The sequence below is a fragment of the Oxalicibacterium flavum genome (genome assembly GCF_014635065.1).
GTDB lineage: Bacteria > Pseudomonadota > Gammaproteobacteria > Burkholderiales > Burkholderiaceae_D > Oxalicibacterium > Oxalicibacterium flavum.
The window spans coordinates 302,670-325,043 of sequence record NZ_BMCG01000002.1 but is presented as its reverse complement, the minus strand read 5'-3'; the positions used below and the strand labels follow the sequence as shown (position 1 = coordinate 325,043).

Below are 22,374 nucleotides of genomic sequence, written 5' to 3'. Positions count from 1 at the left end.
ACTCTGCCATGACACTTGCTCGCTTTCCTCTTTCACGTTCCAGATTGCCCTCGGCCTTGCTGATGGCGCTGCTGCTCGGCGGCTGCGCCATCGGTCCCGACTACGTGGCGCCGTCCATGGAATTGCCGACCGCCTTCCGTCATCAGGATGGCTGGCAGGCGACGGCCTCGCTGGCCGAACAACCTGCGCCCGGCGCCTGGTGGGACATCTATCGCGACGCCGATCTCGACCGCCTGCTGCGCGAGGTCGAGCAGAACAACGCTTCGCTGGCCGAGGCCGAGGCGCGCTGGCGCCAGGCCATCGCGCTGATCGGCAGCGCAAGGGCGGCCGGCCTGCCGACGGTGGGCGCCGGCGTTTCGCGCTCACGCACCGGCGGCAACACGACCACCACGCGCAATGTCTATGGTGCCGAGCTCGATATCGCGTGGGTGCCGGACCTGTGGGGCAGGGTGGCGCGCCAGCGCGAAGCGGCGCAGGCCGATGCGCAGGCGGCGCAGGCGCTGCTCGATGCCGCGCGGCTCGCACTGCAACTGGAAGCCGCGCAAGGTTATGTGCGCGTGCGTGCGCTCGACCAGCATGCCGCGCTGATGGCGCGCGCGCTGACCGCCTATGAACGTTCGCTGCAACTGACGCGCCGGCAGTACGAAGCCGGCTTCGTCGCGCGTGCCGACGTGATCCAGGCCGAAACGCAGCTGCAGTCGTTGCGCACGCAGGTATCGGCCGTGCAGCGCCAGCGCACGCTCGAGGAACACGCGCTGGCAACGCTGGCCGGCAGCACGCCCGCGCAATGGCGCCTGACGCCCAACGACCTGCCGCTACCTGACGCGCCGGCCGTACCCGCCGCGTTGCCATCGGCCTTGCTGATCCAGCGCCCGGACATCGCCGCCGCCGAACGCCAGGTCGCCTCTGCCAATGCGCGCATCGGCGTGGCGCAAAGCGCCTGGCTGCCGGACCTGACTCTCGGTGCCACCGGTACCCTGCAGGCCGGCGGTTGGCAAGCCTTGTGGGATGCGCCGACGCGCGTCTGGTCGGCCGGGCCGGCCTTGGCCGCCACGCTGTTCGATGGCGGTACACGTCGCTCGGTGCTGGACCAGACGCGCGCGCAATACGACGAGCGCGCCGCCGCATGGCGTTCGGCAGTGCTGCTGGGCGTGCGCGAGACCGAAGATGCACTGGCTTCGCTGCAGTCGCTGAGCGAACAGGATGCACAGCAGCAGGAACTCGTCAGACTCGCAAGCGAGAACGAGCAGGTCGTCACCTATCGCTACGAAGCCGGCGAGATCACCTTCCTCGAAGTCGCCACCGCGCAGAACCTCGCGCTGCAAAGCCGCCGCAATGCGCTCGACGTGCAGGCCGAACTGCTGACGGCCAGCATGCGGCTCGTCGGTGCGCTCGGCGGCGGCTGGCAGATGCCCGATTCGTGACGCGTGCGTGTCTCATCGGCGGGCGAGATGCAATCCGATGCATATGACACGCATGCAACAGCACGACATGGCACGATTGCCGTACCGCTGATTCACGTTTAGCATTGCGAATAATTCTCATTTTTAAAATTCGCATGTCCTCGCTCGATTCCTCCCATCAGGAAGTCCACGCCCTGTATCGCGCGCATCACGGCTGGCTGCAAGGCTGGTTGCGCGGCAAGCTCGGCAATGCGGGCGATGCCGCCGATCTGGCGCAGGACACCTTCATCAAGGTCATGCTGGCGCAGGTCAGCCAGCAGATTCGCGAACCGCGGGCCTATCTGGCGACGGTGGCGAACCGGCTGGTGCTCGACCATTTCCGCCGGCAGCGCGTGGAGCGCAGCTATCTCGAGGTGCTGGCGGCATTGCCGGTGCAGGACATGCCCTCGCTGGAAGAACAGGCGATCATGAAGGAAGCGCTTATCGAGATCGACGGCATGCTCGATGGCCTCGGTCCCAAGGTCAAGCAGGTGTTCATCCTGAGCCAGTTCGAGGACCTGTCCTATGCCGAGATCGCGCGGCGGCTCGACATTTCATTGCGCTCGGTCAATACCTACGTCGCGCGCGCGATGGCGCACTGCTGTCTGCTGCTGCCATGAGCGCCGATCGCGCCACCTTGCTGGCGAAGGGCGGCTCCCAGCATTCCCCCGAACACATTCGCGCCGTTAACGAGGCCGCGCAGTGGTATGCGCGCCTGCAGGCCGGGCAGGGCAGCGATGCGCTGCAATGCCAGTGGGCACAGTGGCTGGCGGCCGATCCCGAGCACGGCCTGGCATGGGAGAAGGTGCAGCAGGTCTGCCAGCAGTTTGCCCGCGTGCCGGGCAAGGTGGCAGGCAATACGCTCACGCGCTCCATGCAGCAGGCACGCGCACGGCGCGGCGTGCTGCGCGGCCTTGCGATTCTGGTGACCGTGGGCGCCGGCGGTGCGGTGGCTTACCGGATGCAGCCGCTGGCCGGATGGGGCAGCGATCTGGCGACCGCGACCGGCGAGCGGCGCGACGTCACGCTGGCGGACCTGTCGATGCTGTCGCTCAATACGCACACCAGGGGCGATGTGGCGTTTTCCGAGACGCAACGCCTGGTGCGGTTGCAGCAAGGCGAGATACTCGTGACCACCCATCCGGATCAGCAGGCCATGGCGCGGCCGTTCATCGTGGAGACACGGCATGGTCGCATCACCGCGCTCGGCACGCGTTTCAATGTGCGCGTGGAAGACGATGAAACCCGCGTCACGGTATTGGAAAAGGCAGTCGAGGTGCGTGTCATGCAGGGCAGCGATGCATTGCGGCTGGAAGCAGGCCAGCAGCTGGCATTTTCATCGACACGCATGGGCTCCCCGGTCACGGCCGATGCATCGGTCGCTGCCTGGCAGCGCGGACGGCTGGTGGTGGTCGATATGCCGCTGCGACAATTCGTCGCGGAGCTGGCGCGCTACCGTTCCGGACATCTGGCATGTGACGATGCGGTGGCGGCAATCCGCGTATCGGGCGCGTTTCCGCTCGATGACGTCGAGCAGACCCTGCTGTCGCTGACCGAGAGTTTCCCGCTGCGGATCGAGCGTTTCACGCGATTCTGGACCACCATCAAGGCAGCGTGACGATTCATTGCCGCAGAAATTTTTCTCCTCTTTGCATTTTGAGCATGTGTTGCGCGTCCTCCTGGTTGAAACGCTTTTTTCATTCAACCAGAGAGTTCTCATGACATCCTCGTTTTCAAATTTTCCTCGGCGGCCCTTGCTGCTTGCCGTGCATTCCGCCGTGTTCGCGCTTGCCCTGGGCGCGGGTATGACTGCCAATGCGCAGGAAGCCGTAACGGCCGGTATCGCGCCTGCAGGCGAAGCGGAGGTACGCAGTTTCGACGTGGCAGGCGGTCCGCTGGCGCAGGTCCTCGGCCGCTATGCGGGTGCGGCAGGCGTCACGCTGTCGTTTGATGCATCGCAACTGGGAGCCGCGCATTCCGACGGCCTGCGGGGCAGCTACACGGTGCAGGGCGGTTTCGCGCGTCTGCTGTCGGGTACCGGCTTGGAAGCCAGTCGTACCGGCGATGGCCGCTACGTACTGCGCCGCCTGCCGGCCGGCGCGACAACCCTGCCGGAAGTCCGCGTAGCGGCGCAGGCCGGGCGCAACGACCTGCCGCAGGTGTATGCCGGCGGGCAGGTTGCGCGCGGCAGTCGGATCGGCATGCTGGGCAACAGCGACATGTTCAAGACGCCGTTCAGCGTCAAGTCCTATACCAACGAGCTGATCCGCAATCAGAGCGCGCGAAACGTCAACGATGTCGTCGCCAACGATCCTTCCATTCGTACCAGCCTGTCGGCGACATCGCCGCTCGACCAAAGTGCGATACGCGGCTTCATGACCAACAGCGACGGTTATCTGTTCGATGGCGTCGAAGGCCTGATCGCCTACAGCAACGTGCCGATTCAGCACTACGAGCGCCTGGAAGTGCTGAAGGGACCGGCTGGTGGCGTAGTCGGCGCCTCCGGTTACGGCAGCACGGTAGGCGGCACCTTCAATCTGGTACCCAAGCGCGCCACCGATGCGCCGGTACGCAGTGCGACCGTCTATGCCAACGACAAGTCGCTGTTCGGCACGCACATCGATATCGGCCAGCGCTTCGGCACCGACAACCGTTTCGGCTTCCGTCTCAACATGACTGCAGAGGATGGCGAACTGTATGACGATGCCGAACGTCATCTCGTCGCGCCGCAGATTGCGCTCGACTACCGTGGCGACGGGGTGCGTCTGGCGCTAGACGCCGGATATTCGCGCCGCAAGTCTTCTCCGCTGTTCAATCACTGGATACTGGCGCCGGGCGCGGCGCTGCCGGCCGTGCCCGATCCTTCGGTGCACATCAAGCCGAAATGGGAGACGCTGGACGTGCGCCAGACTTTCGGTCTCGTCAGCGCGGAATGGGATGTCGCCGACGACTGGACCGCCTATGTGCGCTACGGCAAACTGCACGAGAATACGCCCGAGCGGCTTTACATCGACAACACCACCATCGATGGCGCAGGCCGTGTGACCTACGATCGCGCAACCAGCCTGTTGTGGACGCAGGAGAACGAGGTCGGTACCGCCGGCGTGCGCGGGCAGTTCGATACCGGCAGCGTCAAGCACCAGCTGTCGGTGGCCATCCTGCGTCAGCGTCATCAGCTGCAGGACATGAAACAGCAGACGCGATTGCTGGCAACGCCGGTGGTGGCCGATCTGTATGGCTATACCGATGTGCCGAATCCGTTCGCCGATGGCACCCCCGACATTCCCGGCGTCACGAGCCCGGCGCTGTATCTGAACAGCGTGGCGATTGCCGACACGCTGTCGATGTTCGACGAACGTCTGTTGCTGACGCTGGCGCTGCGCAACCAGACCATCAAGCAGGGGGCCTCCGATCATTCGAAGACCACGCCGACCGTCGCCGCCTTGTACAAGATCGACAACGGACTCTCGATCTACGGCAACTATGCGGAGTCGCTGGCGAAAGGGCAGACCGCTACCGCAGGCAGCAACATCGGCGAGAACCTGCCGCCTTACGTCTCCAAGCAACGCGAAGTGGGTCTGAAGTGGGACAGGGGACACTACGGCATCACCGCCGCGTACTTCGACATCATCAAGACCACCGCCTTCCTCGACAGCGACAATGTGTTCCGCGCAGCAGGCGAGCAGCAGCACCGCGGCATCGAGCTCGAAACCTTTGGCGAGGTGGCGAAGGGCGTGCGTCTTCTGGGCGGCGTGGCATGGATAGACGGCAAGATGCAGCGCACGCAGAACGGCACTTTCGATGGCGCCAAGCCGATCGGCGTGCCGGAACTGAACGTGAACCTTGGTGCGGAGGTCGATCTGGCTCAGGTGCCCGGCATGACACTGAGCGCACGCGTGATCCATACCGGCGCTGCCTATGCGGACCTTGCCAACACGCAGCGCCTGCCATCGTGGAACCGTGTCGATATCGGTGCGCGCTATCAGATGCGGCTTGGCGAGCGTCTCGTGACGCTGCGCGCAGGCATCGACAATCTGCTCGACGATGCGCACTGGACGATAGGCGGCCGCAACTTCATCTCGGTAGCGCCGCCCCGGACATGGCTGCTGTCGGCCAGCATGGACTTCTGAACCGGGCGCGATTTGCTCGATAAAAACGGACGCAAGAATGCGTCCGTTTTTTTTGAATTGTGTTCACAACATTCTGAAACCGAAATCGTTTCGGTTGTCCCTTAGCGCGTGACTGGGGATATCCCTTATGAGTGTTGTTTATGGGAATGCGTCCGTTGTGACGGGGCGCAGCGGTTCATAAAATGAGAATCGTTATTGTTTGATTCTTGCCGCCATGTCCGCAGCACAAGCCATCTTCCAGCACGAACCCCAACATGAAATGCATGACGACATGCAGACCCTGTACCGTGATCATCACGGCTGGCTGCAGGCATGGCTGGTGCGCAAGCTCGGCAATGCCTGCGACGCGGCCGACCTGGCGCAGGATACCTTCGTGCGCATTCTGAAGCGGCGGCGCGGGGAATCGCTCGGCGGTGAGCCGCGTGCCTTGCTCACGCATGTCGCGAAAGGTCTGATGATTGACCACTGGCGGCGCCAGGAAGTCGAGCGCGCGTATCTGGAAGCCATTGCGCATCTGCCCGAGTATCACGCACCGTGCGAAGAGACGCGCGTATTGGTGCTGGATGCGCTGTGCCGCATCGAGGCCATGCTGCGCGGCCTGCCCGAGAAGACGCGTCAGATCTTCCTGCTGGCCCAGCTCGACGGGCTCAAGTACGGCGAGATCGCGGAGCGGCTCGGTACCTCGCTGATCACGGTCAAGCGTCACATGCGCGCGGCATTCATGGCCTGCATGATGGTGGTCTGAATGCAGCCACAATCTGCCCCTTCCTCCGCCCATGCTTCTATTGACGCGGCCATCCTTGCAGAAGCGGTGGATTGGCTGATGCGTTTTCAGTCCGATGAGGCAGGTGAGCGGGAACGCCATGCATTCGATCGCTGGCTGCACACGAGCGACATGCATGGTGCGGCCTGGCAGCGTGCGGAAGAACTGATGCGGCTGTTCGGAAAGGCCCCGCCGGGAGTCGGACATGCCACGTTGCGCGCGGTGGCCGGGCGGGGACAGCGGCGTGGGATGTCCATGCTCGGCATGCTGATGGTGATGATGCCGCTGGCGGAAGCGATGTGGCGTGGTGAGTCGGGCAGCGGCTGATTCGCGATTGCGCTGATACCTTTTTCCGCTTCGTACGGTAATGCAGATGAAAGGCCGTTTTTTCCGTGCCTGCATTTCTCTACGAAAGGAAAGCTTCATGGCATCCCGCCACGCCTCTGTTCCCGCGATTCCATCGCGTCCCCACACCATGCACCGTGCCGTGCGCAGCGCACTGCTGAGCCTGACGGTCGCTTCCATCCTGCCCACGCAGGCCGCACGTGCCGCTAATGCGGCCGAACCCGGCGCTGCCGAGGATTCCGTGCTGCCGGCCGTGATCGCCACCGCCGTGCGCGATACTGCCACCGAAGGTTCCGGCTCCTATGGCGCACGCGCAGCCAGTTCGTCTGCCGGCCTCACGCTGGCGCCGCGCGACACCCCGCAAGCGGTCAGCGTGGTGACGCGCCAGCAGCTCGACGATCAGAACATCCAGAATATGGATCAATTGCTCAACATCGCGTCCGGCATTAGCTCGACGCAGACCGACGTTGGTGCACGCTCAACCTATCGCGCGCGCGGCTTCGACATCACGACCTATCGTGTCGATGGCCTGGAAATCAGCGGCGGCGCGGACTTCAGCGGTATCGGCAGCAGCATCAACCTCGACCTCTACGATCACGTCGAGGTGGTGCGCGGGGCCAACGGCCTGCTTGGCGGCAAGGGCGATCCTTCGGCCACCATCAATCTGTCGCGCAAGCGCCCGACCACGGAACGCGGCATCAGCGGCGGCGTGCGCGTCGGCAGCTGGAACAGTAAGCACGTCGATGTGGATGCCAACCTGCCGTTGTCGGACGACAGCCGCGTGCGTTCGCGTTTCGTCATCAGCAGCGACGATGGCGGCACCTTCCGCGATCGCGAGCATGTCAGCAATCTCGGCGTGCTCGGTATCGTCGAGGCGGACCTGACGGCGGATACGCGTGTCAGCGTCGGCATCCAGCACGAGAAGACGCGCAACGACGGCACCTCGTGGGGCGCCAACGTGCCGATCTGGTATGCCGACGGCACGCGCACGAATTTCTCGCGCAGCTACAATCCCGCTGCCAACTGGAGCTACACGGATCGCGAGACCACGACGCTGTTCGCCGACCTCGAACAAAAGCTGGGCGGCGGCTGGAAGGCCAATCTGTCGCTGGCGCACAGCAAGGGCGAGGCGATCAACAATTTCGGTGTCGCCAAGGCCAATACCGCGGGCGGACTATGGGGAGGCTTTTACAATCAGGATGGCACCGGTGCCGTGCTCAACGGCATCCATTCGGAATCGGAAAGCGAGCGCAGCAGCATGTCGCTGGCGGCCAATGGTCCGTTCCAGTTGTTCGGCCGCGAGCATGAGGCCATGGTCGGCATCAATGGCTACCATCTGGAGGACACCTCCTATACCTTCTCGTCCAATCTCGGCAACTGCAACATCGGCGGCGTATCGGCAGGCGGCAGCTGTCAGTATCGTCTGCAACTGCCGATTGCGGATTGGCGCAACTGGGACGGCAATTATGCCGGCTTCAACACCTATCGCACCAATGCACGCAGCGAGACCACCACCGACAGCATCGGTCTCTACACGGCGGCTCGCTTCAACCTCACCGATGCGCTCAAGACCATCGTCGGCGCGCGTCTGACGCACTACAAGACCTACATCGATACCTTCACCCTCCAGAATGCGGTGTCGCGCAACAACGTGATGCGGCACGATGTCGTCACGCCGTACGCCGGCATCATTTATGACCTCAACGCCAACTATTCGCTGTATGCGAGCTATACCGATATCTTCAACCCGCAATCGCAGCGCGACCGCGACGGTGAATACCTGAAGCCAGTCACCGGATCGAGCTACGAGGCCGGTATCAAGGGCGAACTGCTCGATGGTGCCCTGAACGTTTCGGCGGCCGTGTTCCAGGCCAAACAGAACAACGTGGCGGTGGCGGACGGCGCCAATCTGGTGCCGGGCACGGCGAGTCAGGCATACATTGCAGGCGGCAGCGGCGTGGAAACCAAGGGCTTCGAGTTCGAGGCCAGTGGCAACCTGACAAAGAACTGGACGGCCATGGTTGGCTACACCTATCTGAGCGTCGATAACGTCAATACGGTGGAACGCGATCCGCGTCAGATTTTGCGCATGCAAACCTCGTATCGCTTGCCTGACGAATGGAACAAGTTGACGGTAGGCGGCGGCGTGTCGTGGCAAAGCCATTCGGTCTGGAGCGCCATGCCGGGACGGCCGCTGGGCGGCGGCGCATTCGATGACACGCCGCTCAAGACCGGTGCCTATGCGCTGTTCAACGCCATGGCGCGTTACCAGATCAACGACAACCTGGTCGCGACCCTCAATGTCAGCAACCTGTTCGACAAGACCTATTATCGTCAGTACGGTTTTTACGACGGCCTGATCTACGGCGAGCCGCGCAAGATATCGCTGGGACTGCGCGCCTCGTTCTGAGTCAAGGATGATCGGCAAACGGCTGCTTCATGGTGGAAACCATGGCAGCCGTTTTTTGTTGCGCGCAGGATATGGCGACTTTGCAACAGAGCAGGGCGGTTCTATTGACGCTCGCGTCGCGCTGATGAAACAATGAGAACCATTCTCAAATAAGGCAGGCCACGCGATTCCCGGATCGCCAGCCAGCCGCGTGGCATCCGCCCGACTGGACCGTTGTGACCCTCGTTTCCTCTCCCGACAAGACCGCAGTGCCGATCGCCGATCTCTACGCCAACCATCATGGCTGGCTGCTCGGCTGGCTGCGCAAGAAGCTCGGCAATTCCTTCGACGCCGCCGACCTCGCGCACGATACCTTCGTGCGCCTGCTGGCACGCGAGGAAACGCCGGCATTGCAGGAACCGCGCGCCTACCTGACCACGGTTGCGCAGGGTGTGGTTTCCAATTTCCATCGCCGTCGCAAGATCGAGGCAGCCTATCTCGACACGCTGGCCGCCATGCCCGAGCAGCTTGCACCGGACCCGGAAACGCGCGCCATCCTGCTCGAGGCGCTGGTCGAGATCGACCGCCGCCTGGACGGTCTGCCGCTGCCGGTGCGCAAGGCTTTTCTGCTGTCGCAGCTCGACGGCATGACGCAGCCGCAGATCGCGACCGAACTCGGACTGTCGCTGGCGACCGTGCAGCGCTACATCGTCAAGGCCATGCATCGCTGCTTCTTTCATGGCGCGGCGATGGTATCGGCCGACTGACCAGCATGCCAAGTATCGCCCCGGTTTCCCCATCTTCCTTGCCAGACGCACCCAGCGTCGCGGAATCCGTCAGCCTGCAGGCCGTGCAATGGCTGGTCGCGCTGCAGGCGCCGGACGCCACGGCGGACACGCACGCCGCCTGCCGGCGCTGGCGTGCTGAAAGCGAGGCGCATGAACAGGCCTGGCAACATATCGAATCGTTCCGCGCGCAACTGGCGGCTTTCGATCCGCTGCTGGTGCATGGCACGCTGACGCGTTCCGCCAGTGCAGCACGGCAGCGGCGCCAGTCGCTCAAGCTGCTGGCCGTGCTGGCGGTTGCGGGCGGCGGTGTCTGGATGGCCGGCAGGAGCACACCGGCGCAAGCATGGCTGGCCGACTACCGCACCGCGCCCGGCGAGCGGCGCACGTTGACGCTGGCTGACGGCACGCAACTCGTGATGGGCAGCGCTACTGCGGTCGATCTGCGCTTCGACGCGCAGCAGCGGCTGGTCACGCTGCTCGAAGGCGACATACTCATCACCACCGCCGCCGATCCGCAGGCCGCAAGCCATGGTGCGCGGCCTTTTCTGGTCGATACGCCGGATGGCCGCCTGCGTGCGCTCGGCACGCGTTTCGAAGTGCGTCACTGGAATGCGGATACCAGCGTCGGCGTCTATGAAGGCGCGGTCGAGGTCAGCCCGCGCAATGCGGCGGCCGGCGTTCGCGTGCTGCAGGCCGGCGAGCGTACGCATTTCACGCACAGCCACATCGCAGAGAGCGAGGTGCTGCCGGATGTGGCCTCACCGCTGGCGACCGGCATGTTCGTCGCGCGCGAGATGCCGCTCGCGGATTTCCTGGCGGAACTGGAGCGCTATCGCCGTGGCCATTTGAGCTGCGATCCGGCGATTGCCGAGTTGAAGGTGTCTGGCATCTATCCGCTCGACGATACCGAGCGCGTGCTCGACATGCTGCTGCGGACCTTGCCGATCGAGATGCAGTCCTGGACGCGTTACTGGGTCAGGCTGAGACCAAGGTCGGATTCGGTGTAATCAGGCAATTCCAACGCATCGGCCATCGATTCCGGATGCCGAGCCAGCGGCTGCAAATATCGCTCAAAAAAACCTGAGGTGTTTTTTCTTTTCAAGTGGCATAGGAGATGAAAGCCCATTTTCTCCCTCTCCCGGAAAAGGAAACATCCGATGCACCATGTTCAATCCCGCGCCATTCCGCGCGCGTTTTCCATGATCTGCCGCCGCCGCATCATGGCGGTTGCCGTCAGCCACGCCTTGCTCGCGATTGCTGCCGTCGGCATTGCCGGCCAGCCTCTGTCGGCGCAGGCACAACCATCGGCCGAACAGCGCCGTCAATACACAATCCCCGCCGGTTCGCTGGAAAGCGCGCTGGTTCGTTTCGCGCAGGAAAGCGGCGTGATGATTTCCTACGGCGCGGCCGACGTGGCCGGCCGCCAGAGTCCGGGCGTGAGCGGCAGTTATACGGCCGGCGAAGCACTGCGCAGCCTGTTCCGCGGCACCGGCCTGCAGCCGGTCGCGCAACCCAACGGCGGTTATACGCTGGCGCCGGCATTGCCGGAAGAAGCGACATTGCCGGCAGTGCAGGTGAGCGGTGCGGTGGTGGAGACGGATGGTACGGCCGAGGCCGGGTATCGCACCAACAAGGTCAGCGGTGTCGGCCCATGGCAGGGCCGCAGCCTGCAGGACACGCCATATTCGGTCAACGTCATTCCGACCGAGCTGATCGAGAACCTGCAGGCCACGACCGCCGACCAGTTGTATCGCGTCAACCCGACCACGCAACTGACCTGGCCGCAATCGCAGAACGATACGCCGTACGTTTATATGCGCGGCTTTTTGAGCACCACGCCGGCACGCAACGGGTTGCCCGGCGCGATGTACGGTCATGGCACGAGTACCGAAGATGTCGAACGCATCGAGATCCTGACCGGTCTGTCCGGCTTCCTGTACGGTACCGGCAACGTGGGCGGGCTCATCAACTATGTGTCCAAGCGGCCGACCGCCGAGCGTTACAACTCGATCACCACAGGTTACACGGGCGGCAGTAACGGTTACATCCACGGCGACTTCGGCGGCCCGATCGATGCCGAGGGACGCTTCGGTTACCGCATCAATGCAGTCGTGCAGGATGGCGAAACCACCATCAACGATTTCAACATCAAGAAGAACTTCCTGTCCGGCGCCTTCGACTGGAAGGTGACCGACAAGCTGCTGGTGCAGGTTGACGGTTCGTATCGCGATTACGATTCGCAGCGGCAAGCGTACTGGGCGCTGGTCACCGGCGCCGTCAGGCCGTCTGCGGACCGGCTCGATCCGGACAAGCTGTGGTCGCAGAAGTGGACCTTCTTCGACGTCGAAAGCAAGCGTCTCGGCACCAACATCAAGTGGGAAGCCAACGACAACGTGACGCTGCGCGCTTCCTGGCTGAAGCGACGCGATACGCGCGCCTATTCGTTCTCCACCAATACCATCCAGCCCGATGGCAGCTACAACCAGAGCAATGTCATTGCCGCTCCGCAGGACATGCAGGGCGAGGCATGGAATGCCTTTGCCGACTTCAGCTTCAATACCGGCGCGATCAGCCACAAGCTGACGGCCGGGCATCTTGCCACGCGCGTGACGCGCTACGACCACATCGATGGTTCGTCCACGGCACCACTGCGCACCGGATTGTCGCTCGATGCACCCAGTTATATCGACGAACCGGCCTGGGGTTCGCATGGTCAACTGCCGAACTGGAACAGTTCCATCAGCCGGCAGAACAACTGGATCATCGGCGACGACATTACCTTCAACGAGCAATGGTCGATGCTGATCGGTTTGAACCGTTCAACGATCGACAACAGCAGCCGCTCGAATCCGTCGGACAGCTGGAGCTCTTCCTACAAGGAAAGCAAGACCACGCCAACCATCTCGCTGCTCTACAAGCCGGTGCCATACGTGACCACCTATGCCACCTACATGGAATCGCTGGAGCAGGGTGGCGTGGCGGCCGATCTGTATAACGGCGCACCGGTGACGAATGCGGGGCAAGTGATGGGGCCGCTGGTCAGCAAACAGGTGGAAGTAGGCGCCAAGGCGTCGGTCGGCGGCATGCAGCTGGCTGGCGCACTGTTCGAGATCGACAAGGGATTGCAATACTACGATGCCACCGTACCGACCCAACCCACGTATGTGCAGGATGGCCGTCAGGTGCATCGCGGGATCGAGCTGACCGCCACCGGCAAGGTCAGCCGCGACTGGACGCTGGTCGGCGGCCTGACGCTGCTCGACGCCAAGGTCAAGGAGCAAAAACAGAATCCCGCGCTGGAAGGCAAGCGACCTACCGGAACGGCCAAGCAATTCTTCAAGCTCTATGGCGAGTATCAGGTGCCGGGCGTGCCGGGTCTGACCTTGAGCGGCGGTTTCAACCGTGTCGGCGCGGCATGGGCCGATACGATGAATACCGACCGCCTGCCCAGCTACACGGTGTTCGATGTCGGCGCGCGCTACGTCATGGCGGCTGCCGGTTATCCGCTGACGCTGCGCCTGAACGTCAACAACCTGACCGACAAGCGCTACTGGGTCAACAACTCCTTCCTTGGCGACGCACGCGTGATCGTGCTGTCGGCCAATCTCAAGTTCTGAGCGTGACATCGCGGGTGGAGCGTTTGCGCAACACCCGCGACGCGTGAATTGCCTGGGCGTGGCTGCTGCGAATATAATGCGAACAATTCTCATTATGTTCGTGGAGCCATGTCAGCATCAGTAAGCAATGCCGCGCCGGCAGGCGACGCCCGCATGCAGCGGGACATGCATGCGCTCTACAGCGATCACCATGGCTGGCTGTTCGGCTGGCTGAGGAAGAAGCTCGGCTGCAGCGACCACGCAGCCGATCTGGCGCAGGATACTTTCGTGCAACTGATGTCGGCCGCGCAGCCGGTCGCGATGCAGGAGCCACGCGCCTACCTGACGACGATCGCGCGGCGGCTCGTCTTTGCGAGCTGGCGCCGCCGCGATCTGGAGCAGGCGTGGCTGGCCGAGCTGGCGGCCTTGCCGGAAGACGTCGCGCCATCCCCCGAAGAAAAGGCCATCGTGCTCGAGACGCTGCTGGCGATCGACAGCCTGCTCGACGGTCTTTCCCACAAGGCGCGCACCGCCTTTCTCATGAGCCAGCTCGACGGCCTGACCTACCAGCAGATTGCCACCGAACTCGGCGTGTCCGCCAGCCGCGTGCGCCAATACATGGCGCAGGCCCTGACGTGCTGCTACGCGGCGCTGTGACGATGCCCATGCAGACTGCTTCCATGCCGGCGCCGGCGGTTGACGATCCGGTGGCCCAGGCCGCCATCGAATGGATCATCCTGTTGCGCAGCGGCGAATGCAGCAGCGACGAACGGCGCGCCTTCGAGACATGGCGACATGCCGATGCGCGACACGAGGCAGCGGTGTCGCGGCTGGAACAGCGGCTTGGCAGGTTCGACGCCTTGCCGGATTCGACGCAGGCCCGCGCCTCGGCACGGCGCGTCTTGCTGGCGCCGTCCTCGCGCCGCAAGGTCTTGCGCGGTGGTGCCGCCATGCTCCTGCTGGCGGTCGGGTCCGGTTTTGTCGCGCAGCGCGTGACGCCGTTGCAGAACGTGCTGGCCGATCTGCGCACGGCTACCGGCGAGCGGCGCCGCATCATGCTGGCCGACGGCAGCACACTCTGGCTCAATGCGCGCAGCGCGGTCGATGTGCGTTTCGACGACCGCCAGCGCCGGCTCGTGCTGCAGGGCGGCGAACTGGTGATCGATGTGGCAAGAGACGCTGCGCGGCCGCTTATCGTCGAGACGCGCGAGGGAACCATGCAGGCGCTCGGTACGCGCTTCCTGGCACGGCAGGAAGACGGCAGCAGCATGCTGGCAGTGCTGCATTCCTCGGTGCGCATCGATACGCGGCAAGGCCGGAGCGCGGTGTTCGGCGCCGGGCAGGGTGCGCGTTTCGATGCGGCTGGCATCGAGCCGGTGCAGCAGGGCATGGCCGAATCGGCGGCGTGGACCGAGGGCTTCATCGAAGTCCACGATCGGCCGCTGGGCGAGGTGGTGGCGGCGTTGCGGCCTTATCGGCGCGGCTTCCTGCGTGTATCGCCACAGGCCGCCGCGCTGCGCGTGACCGGCACCTTCCCGCTCGACGACAGCGAACGCACGCTGGCGGCACTGATGGAGACGCTGCCGATCGCGGTCTATCGCCGCACTGACTACTGGGTCACGATCGAGGCGCTGTAAAAAATTTCTATCGATAATTTTTTGCGCCAGCCCTGACACTTTTTCGTTCTCGTTCCACATACCAGATGAAAGCACCCCATTCATCTGTTACGGAAACCGGAGAACTCCCTTGAAACGCCTGTCCCGCCTGACCCTGCCGCTGCTGCGGCCGACCGTTGCCGCATTGTGCATTGCCGCGGCCTATCCCTCCTTCATGCATGCCGCGCACGCACAGGCGGTGGCCGGCGCGCGCCAGAGCTTCGACATTCCCGCCGGTCCGCTGGACGCGACGCTGACGCGCATTGCGCGCCAGGGCGGACAGGTGCTCTCGGTGCCGCCGGAACTGGTACGCGGCCTGCGTGCGCCAGCGGTGCAGGGCGAGCTGACCAGCAGCGAGGCGTATGCACAGGCGCTGCGCGGCAGCGGGCTGGAAATGACGGTCGGCGGCAGCGGCACGTTGACGGTACGGCAGGCGCCGGCCGCCGCCGGCGATGCCGTGCTGCCGGCGGTCAGCGTGACCACGCAGGCGGAGACGGTCGGCTACGTGGCGCGCCGCAGCAGCGCCGGCACCAAGACCGACACGCCGCTGGTAGAGATTCCGCAATCGGTCTCCGTTATTACGGCGCAAGAGATGCGTGACCGCAATGCGCAGAGCGTGGCGCAGGCGATCCAATATACGCCGGGCGTGCAGGTCAACAACTTCGGCGGCAACGAGATCCGCAACGACTGGGTCGTGCTGCGCGGCTTCGATGCCAAGCTGACCGGTGACTATCGCGATGGCATGAGCCAGATGCCCTACGACCAGTTGCGCGCACGCACGCCGGCTTATGGGCTCGAACGTGTGGAAGTGGTGCGCGGACCGTCGTCCGTGCTGTTCGGCCAGGTGGAGCCGGGCGGTATCGTCAACCGCGTGACCAAGCGTCCGCAGGCCGAACGGCTGCGCGAAGTGGAAGTGCAGCTCGGCAGCTTCGATCATCGCCAGGTCGGCGTCGATATCGGCGATGCGCTCGATGCCGATGGTAAGCTGTTGTACCGCCTGACCGCGCTGGTGCGTGACAGCAAGACGCAGGACCGCTACGATGCCGGGCATCGCTACCAGGACGACACGGTCTATCTTGCCCCCTCGTTCTCGTGGCGCATCTCGCCGGATACCGCGGTGACCGTCCTCGCGAGCTACCAGCACGATGTCAACGATGGCGAGTCGCGGCCGATCTATCCGACGCGTTATCTGAGCGGCGATTACAGCTTCGACCGTAACGAGCGCGACGTCTATTCGCTCGCCTATTTCCTCGATCATCGCTTCAACGACACCTTCTCGTTCCGCCAGTCGGTGCGTTACCAGGATGGCGCGATCGATCTGCGCAATCTGTATCAACTCGGACTGCAGGCCGATGGTCATACAATGAACCGCTACGCGATGACCTCGCACCAGAATGCGCACAGCCTCGTGATGGATAACCAGCTGCAGGCAAACTGGTCGCAGGGACGGCTGACGCATCAGGTGCTGGCCGGCATCGACTACAAGATGCTCGATGCCTACTCGTGGTACCGCAACGGCCTCGCGCCATCGCTCGATTTGCTGAACCCTGTCTATGGTCAGGACATTCCGATGCCCACGGCTGCCGGCACCTGGCTCGATCAGGCCGAGCGCACGACACAGCTCGGCTTCTATCTGCAGGACCAGATCAGGTTCGATGACAAATGGGTGCTGACGCTGGGCGCGCGCCACGACAGCGCGCGCAATCGCCTGGACAACCGGCTGCCCGGCGCGGAATCGAGCAACGTGAAAAGCAGCAAATGGACTGGGCGCGTGGCAATGGCTTATGTATCGGATGCCGGCTTCGTACCCTACGTCAGTTATGCGACTTCGTTCCTGCCGCAGGCCGGCACCGATCCGGATGGCAATGCATTCAAGCCGACTACCGGACAGCAGGTAGAGGCCGGCATCAAGTACCAGCCAAAGGGCAGCAACAGCCTCGCCACACTGTCCGTGTTCGACCTGACCCAGCAGAATGTGTTGACGACGCATCCGCTTTACCCGACTTTCAACGTGCAGACCGGCGAGATCAACTCGAAGGGTGTGGAACTCGAACTGAAGACGGAATTGAGCAAGAGCGTCAATGTGGCGGCGTCCTATACCTATAACGACGTCGAAGTCACGCGCAGCAACACGGCCAACTTGGGCAAGATGCCGATCGTGACGCCGAAGAACATGGCTTCGGCATGGCTCAACTACACGCAGCATGGCGGCGCACTCGATGGCCTGGGGCTGGGCATCGGTGTGCGGTACGTCGGTACCACTTATGTAAACGTCACCAACACGCTGGAGAACGACAGCGCGACCCTGTTCGATGCCTCGCTGCGTTATGGAATCGGCAAGTGGATGCTGGGCCTGAGCGCCAACAACCTGTTCGACACGGAAACGGTGGTCTGCCGCAACAGTATGCTGAATTGTCGTTACGGCATCGAACGCTCGGTTCTTGCCACGGCCAGCTATCGCTGGTGATCTGCGCGCAAAACAACAACGCATTGACCGCCGGACAGGGTGGGTGAAGATAATGAGAGGCATTATCGATTGGTGCTTCTCATTTTCGTTTTTCATTTCCTTCATGCCTCTCGCCCATTCCGGCCATGACGCCGTCCAGTCGCTCTACAGCGAACATCACGGCTGGCTTCTTTCCTGGTTGCGCCGCAAGCTCGGCGACGCCTGCGATGCGGCGGACCTGACGCGGACACCTTCGTGCGCCTGCTTTTGCATTGAATGAGCCAGAGACTTTGGAATCGTCAAGCACGCTTATCGCAAAGGCCCGATGACGACGGCACTCTCCCACCATATAAATGCGAGCGCGGCGGATCGGGTCTTTTTTCAGGACTAATTGGATGTAAAGAGAGGCCTCGAAAGCCGAACGCGCTTGCAAGAGGCAGTAGTAGAGTGCCCGCTTTCTAATAGCACCACAGTTGCATCCATCATTCCGACAATGTGCTTGAGCAGCCCGCCGCAGACAATCAACTTGGAGACATCTTCATCTCCTGTGCCTAATACGCGAACAATGAGATTCGTACCGTAATTCACAAGATCCGTTAGAAACGCAATCTGATCACTAAGGTGCTGTGCCTAAGAGCTTCGTCGCGGTGGCGAAGGGGGCTCCTTGGTAGCTAGGGCAGTAATTTTATGTAGTCCTATTGATCCATATCAAATGCTGCGTTGCCAATACAATGCATGCTTCGCGCATTTTCATGCATTTGAAATGCATGTTTGTTGAAAATCACGAAGGAGAGTGCATGGGACCGTACCGCAAGCTATGGTTTTTGTTGATCGGCATATTGATCGTGACCTTTTCGCTGCTCGGTTATTACGGCGGCGAAGTCTATCGTCAGGCGCCGCCGATTCCGCAGCAGGTGGTCTCGGCGGACGGCAAGGCGCTGTTCGGCAAGGACGACATCCTCGACGGCCAGACCGCGTGGCAGTCGGTCGGCGGCATGCAGCTCGGCTCGATCTGGGGCCATGGCGCCTATCAGGCACCGGACTGGACGGCAGACTGGTTGCATCGCGAGGCGACCGCCTGGCTCGACCTGGCGGCACAGGAAGCCCATGGTGGCGCATACGACACGCTCGACATATCGCAGCAGGTGGTGCTGCGCGAGCAGTTGAAGCGCGAGTACCGCGGCAACCGTGTCGATGAGAAGGGCACGCTGACGGTCTCGCCGCGCCGCGCACAGGCGATGGCGGCCACGGCCGTCTATTACGACAGGCTGTTCTCGGCCGATCCCGCGCTGCGCAAGAGCCGCGAGAGTTTTGCAATGAAGGAGGACACGTTGCCGAGCGCGGAGCGCCGCGAGCGCATGACGCAGTTCTTCTTCTGGACCGCCTGGGCCGCTGCGACCGAACGGCCGGACCAGAAGGTGACCTACACCAACAACTGGCCGCACGAGCCGCTGGTCGGCAACCATCCGAGCACGGAGAACATCATGTGGTCGATCATCAGCGTGGTGATCCTGCTGGCCGGCGTCGGTTTCCTGATCTGGGCCTGGGCCTTCCTGCGCAAGCACGATGAGGAACAGCCGGTGGTACCGTCGGTCGATCCATTGACCACGTTTGCGCTGACGCCTTCGCAGCACGCGCTGGGCAAGTATCTGTTCCTGGTGGTGGCGCTGTTCGTGTTCCAGGTGTTCATCGGCGCCTTTACCGCGCACTATACGGTCGAAGGCCAGCAGTTCTACGGTATCGACGTCTCGCAGTGGTTCCCGTATTCGCTGGTGCGGACCTGGCACATCCAGAGCGCGCTGTTCTGGATCGCGACCGGCTTCCTCGGCGCCGGCCTGTTCCTTGCGCCGCTCATCAATGGCGGCAAGGATCCCGCCTACCAGAAACTGGGCGTCGATATCCTGTTCTGGGCATTGGTGGCGGTGGTGGTCGGTTCCTTCATCGGCCAGTATCTGGCGATCGCGCAGATCATGCCGGCCGAGTGGAATTTCTGGCTTGGACACCAGGGCTACGAGTACGTCGATCTGGGACGCCTGTGGCAGATCGGCAAGTTCGCCGGCATTGCGTTCTGGCTGGTGCTGATGCTGCGCGGCATTCTGCCAGCGCTGACCACGCCGGGCAGCGACAAGAACCTGCTGGCGTTGTTGACGGCCTCGGTCGCGGCCATCGGCCTGTTCTACGGCGCCGGCTTCTTCTATGGCGAACGCACGCACCTGTCGGTAATGGAATATTGGCGCTGGTGGGTCGTGCACCTGTGGGTCGAAGGCTTCTTCGAGGTGTTTGCCACCACGGCACTGGCCTTCATCTTCTCCACGCTGGGACTGGTCTCGCGCCGCATGGCGACCACCGCCAGCCTGGCGTCGGCTTCGCTGTTCATGCTGGGCGGTATTCCGGGCACCTTCCACCATCTGTATTTCTCCGGCACCTCGACGCCGGTGATGGCGGTCGGCGCCAGCTTCAGCGCGCTGGAAGTGGTGCCGCTGATCGTGCTCGGCTACGACGCCTGGGAAAACTGGCGCCTCGGTTCGCGTGCGCAATGGATGGAACGCCTGAAGTGGCCGCTGATGTGCTTCGTCGCCGTCGCCTTCTGGAACATGCTGGGTGCGGGCATCTTCGGCTTCATGATCAATCCGCCGATCTCGCTCTATTACATCCAGGGCCTGAACACGACGCCCGTGCACGCCCATGCCGCGCTGTTCGGTGTCTATGGCTTCCTCGCGCTGGGCTTCACGCTGCTGGTGCTGCGCTACGTGCGGCCCGAACTGCGCTTTAACGTCCGGCTGATGAAGGTCGGTTTCTGGGGACTCAACATTGGCCTGCTGCTGATGATCTTCACCAGCCTGTTGCCGATCGGTCTGATCCAGTTCCATGCCAGCGTCAGCGAAGGACTCTGGTATGCGCGCAGCGAAGCGTTCATGCAGCAGGACCTGCTGCAGACCCTGCGCTGGGTACGTACCTTTGGCGACGTGGTGTTCCTCGTCGGTGCGGTGGCGGTGGCCTGGCAGGTGGCGTGGGGCGTCTGCAGCAGGACGAGAGCCGCATGATGCGCGTGCATTGAACCTTCCGAAAGGCCGCCCAAACATTGGCGGCCTTTTTCTTTGTCTGCGGCAATGAGGCATCCATGCGACAGATGGCGCACGTCAAATTGACCGCGCCGGGGAGGCGATGAAATAATGAGACCCATTCTCAACATGGGCAAGCCGGTCATCCTGATGCAGCCAGCCATTCGCATCGTCGTTTATCGACCCGGATTGCCTTGACCACCATTTCATCCAAAGACCTGCCGCTTGCCGACCTCTATGTCGAACACCAGCCGTGGCTGTTCGGCTGGCTGCGCCGCAAGCTCGGCTGCGGCGAGCAGGCCGCCGATCTGGCGCAGGACACTTTCGTGCAACTGATGGCGGCCGAGCAGGTCGTGCAGATGCACGAGCCGCGCGCCTACCTGACCGTGATTGCCAAACGCGTGCTGTTCAACCATTGGCGCCGGCGCGATCTGGAACAGGCCTACCTCGATGCGCTGGCCGTGCTGCCCGAGGAATACGCGCCATCGGCCGAGCAGCGCATGCTGGTGATGGAAGCACTCGAACAGCTCGACCACGCGCTCGACGCCTTGCCGTTCAAGGTCAAGCAGGTGTTCCTGCTGAACCAGTTGCAGGAGCTGACCTACAGCGAGATTTCGGCGCAGCTGGCCATGCCCGTCATTACCGTGCGGCGCTACATGAAGCAGGCCATCCGCGCCTGCTGCCTGGTTTCTTCCGACTGACGCATTCCTGATCCATGCCGCCTCCCACCGCTCATATGCCATCCCGCGAGGATGCCGCATCGCCTTCCTACGCGGCGCTCGATGCCGCCATCGACTGGATGGTTGCCTGGCGCTCGGGCGAGATGAGCGAGCGCGACAAAAGACAGTTCGAAGCATGGAAGAAAGCGCATCCGCACCATGCGCAAGCCTGGCAGCAGGTGGCCGGCACGCTCGAGCGTTCGTTCGCACCCCTGCGCGAACCGCGCCAGGGTGCGGCCGCGGCGCAAGCCATCCTGCGCGCACCGCATGCAGGCCGCCGCAAGATGGTGCGCGGCATGCTGCTGTTCGGCGTGCTTGGCGCCGCCGGTGCGGTGGCGCTGCGCGACGGTTCCATGGTGGCCGCCGCGGCAGACCTGCATACGGGCACCGGCGAGCGCCGCAGCTTCGATCTGCCGGATGGCAGCAGCGTGCTGCTCAATGCATGTTCGGCCGTCGATGTGAGGTTCGACGCCACGCAGCGTGTGCTGTATCTGCGCAAGGGCGAATGCATCGCGACCACGGTGGCCGATGCCGCACGGCCGTTCGTGATCCATACCGCCTGCGGTTCGGTGCGCACATCGGCCACACACGCGCCGGCCGCGCGCTTCCTGCTGCGGCAGGAGGCCGAACGCAGCTTCGTGCTGGCATTGGCGCAATCGGTCGAGGTTACTTCGCAAGGCGGCGAAACGCGCACCCTGCAGGCCGGCGAAGCGCTCTGGTTCGACCGCCGCCAGTTCGGCCCGCTGCAGCAGGACATGGCCGACCGCGCCGCCTGGGAGCACGGCATGCTGGTGGCGCACGACCTGCCGCTGGCCGACGTCATCGCGGCGGTGCGGCCGTACCGCACCGGCTTCATCCGCATTTCGCCGGAGGCCGCGCGTCTGCGCGTGCTTGGCGGGTTCCCCCTCGACGATACCGACCGCCTGCTGGAATCGCTGGTGCAGACGTTGCCGATTCGCATCACGTACTACAGCCGCTGGCTGGCATTCATCGACACGGCCTGAAAAAAATCCTGCGCGGGATGATCACTTTTCCCGCC

17 protein-coding genes and 1 pseudogene are annotated in these 22,374 nt (G+C 63.3%); all 18 read left to right on the top strand.

The features are described 5' to 3' along the window. Positions 1-8 precede the first annotated feature (8 nt). The gene (locus IEV38_RS05045; RefSeq protein WP_188395080.1) at positions 9-1,424 is read left to right on the top strand and encodes an efflux transporter outer membrane subunit; all 1,416 of its coding nucleotides are present in this window, start codon (positions 9-11) and stop codon (positions 1,422-1,424) included. Between the two features lie 134 nt (positions 1,425-1,558). Further along, positions 1,559-2,062 carry a sigma-70 family RNA polymerase sigma factor gene (locus IEV38_RS05040; protein WP_188395079.1) on the top strand — a complete coding sequence of 168 codons (504 nt, stop codon included), beginning with the start codon at positions 1,559-1,561 and terminating at the stop codon, positions 2,060-2,062. Beyond that, positions 2,059-3,060 (top strand): FecR domain-containing protein, encoded by a 1,002-nt coding sequence (locus IEV38_RS05035; RefSeq protein WP_188395078.1) that lies wholly within the window; start codon positions 2,059-2,061, stop codon positions 3,058-3,060. Before IEV38_RS05040 ends, IEV38_RS05035 begins: the two co-directional genes overlap by 4 nt. A 160-nt stretch (positions 3,061-3,220) precedes the next feature. Then, positions 3,221-5,572: a TonB-dependent receptor gene (locus tag IEV38_RS05030; RefSeq protein ID WP_229728741.1), complete on the top strand. Its 2,352-nt coding sequence runs from the start codon at positions 3,221-3,223 to the stop codon at positions 5,570-5,572. Positions 5,573-5,786: 214 nt separating this feature from the next. Then, positions 5,787-6,317, top strand: coding sequence for a sigma-70 family RNA polymerase sigma factor (locus IEV38_RS05025; protein WP_229728727.1), 531 nt, complete (start codon positions 5,787-5,789; stop codon positions 6,315-6,317). Then, positions 6,318-6,662: a DUF4880 domain-containing protein gene (locus tag IEV38_RS05020; protein ID WP_188395077.1), complete on the top strand. Its 345-nt coding sequence runs from the start codon at positions 6,318-6,320 to the stop codon at positions 6,660-6,662. Between the two features lie 97 nt (positions 6,663-6,759). After that, a complete protein-coding gene (locus tag IEV38_RS05015; RefSeq protein ID WP_188395076.1) occupies positions 6,760-9,090 on the top strand; it encodes a TonB-dependent siderophore receptor in 2,331 nt (776 codons plus the stop codon). Positions 9,091-9,097: 7 nt separating this feature from the next. After that, the gene (locus IEV38_RS15370) at positions 9,098-9,226 is read left to right on the top strand and encodes a hypothetical protein (protein ID WP_268234707.1); all 129 of its coding nucleotides are present in this window, start codon (positions 9,098-9,100) and stop codon (positions 9,224-9,226) included. A 79-nt stretch (positions 9,227-9,305) separates the two neighbouring features. Next, positions 9,306-9,836: a sigma-70 family RNA polymerase sigma factor gene (locus tag IEV38_RS05010; RefSeq protein ID WP_229728720.1), complete on the top strand. Its 531-nt coding sequence runs from the start codon at positions 9,306-9,308 to the stop codon at positions 9,834-9,836. Positions 9,837-9,874: 38 nt separating this feature from the next. Then, entirely contained in the window at positions 9,875-10,864 is a 990-nt protein-coding gene (locus IEV38_RS05005; protein ID WP_229728712.1) for a FecR domain-containing protein, read from the top strand. 150 nt (positions 10,865-11,014) lie between these two features. Then, entirely contained in the window at positions 11,015-13,474 is a 2,460-nt protein-coding gene (locus tag IEV38_RS05000; RefSeq protein WP_188395074.1) for a TonB-dependent siderophore receptor, read from the top strand. Positions 13,475-13,582: 108 nt separating this feature from the next. Then, positions 13,583-14,110 carry a sigma-70 family RNA polymerase sigma factor gene (locus IEV38_RS04995; RefSeq protein WP_188395073.1) on the top strand — a complete coding sequence of 176 codons (528 nt, stop codon included), beginning with the start codon at positions 13,583-13,585 and terminating at the stop codon, positions 14,108-14,110. A gap of 8 nt (positions 14,111-14,118) precedes the next feature. Continuing rightward, a complete protein-coding gene (locus tag IEV38_RS04990) occupies positions 14,119-15,090 on the top strand; it encodes a FecR domain-containing protein (protein WP_188395072.1) in 972 nt (323 codons plus the stop codon). 109 nt (positions 15,091-15,199) lie between these two features. Continuing rightward, positions 15,200-17,575 (top strand): TonB-dependent siderophore receptor, encoded by a 2,376-nt coding sequence (locus tag IEV38_RS04985; protein WP_229728705.1) that lies wholly within the window; start codon positions 15,200-15,202, stop codon positions 17,573-17,575. 103 nt (positions 17,576-17,678) lie between these two features. Next, positions 17,679-17,827: pseudogene (locus tag IEV38_RS15255) on the top strand (sigma factor); the annotation flags it as partial. 524 nt (positions 17,828-18,351) lie between these two features. Then, entirely contained in the window at positions 18,352-20,598 is a 2,247-nt protein-coding gene (locus IEV38_RS04975) for a nitric-oxide reductase large subunit (protein WP_188395070.1), read from the top strand. A gap of 221 nt (positions 20,599-20,819) precedes the next feature. After that, positions 20,820-21,317: a sigma-70 family RNA polymerase sigma factor gene (locus IEV38_RS04970; RefSeq protein WP_188395445.1), complete on the top strand. Its 498-nt coding sequence runs from the start codon at positions 20,820-20,822 to the stop codon at positions 21,315-21,317. Positions 21,318-21,352: 35 nt separating this feature from the next. After that, on the top strand, positions 21,353-22,339 hold the full coding sequence (locus IEV38_RS04965) for a DUF4880 domain-containing protein (protein WP_188395069.1): 987 nt from the start codon (positions 21,353-21,355) through the stop codon (positions 22,337-22,339). Positions 22,340-22,374 lie beyond the last annotated feature (35 nt).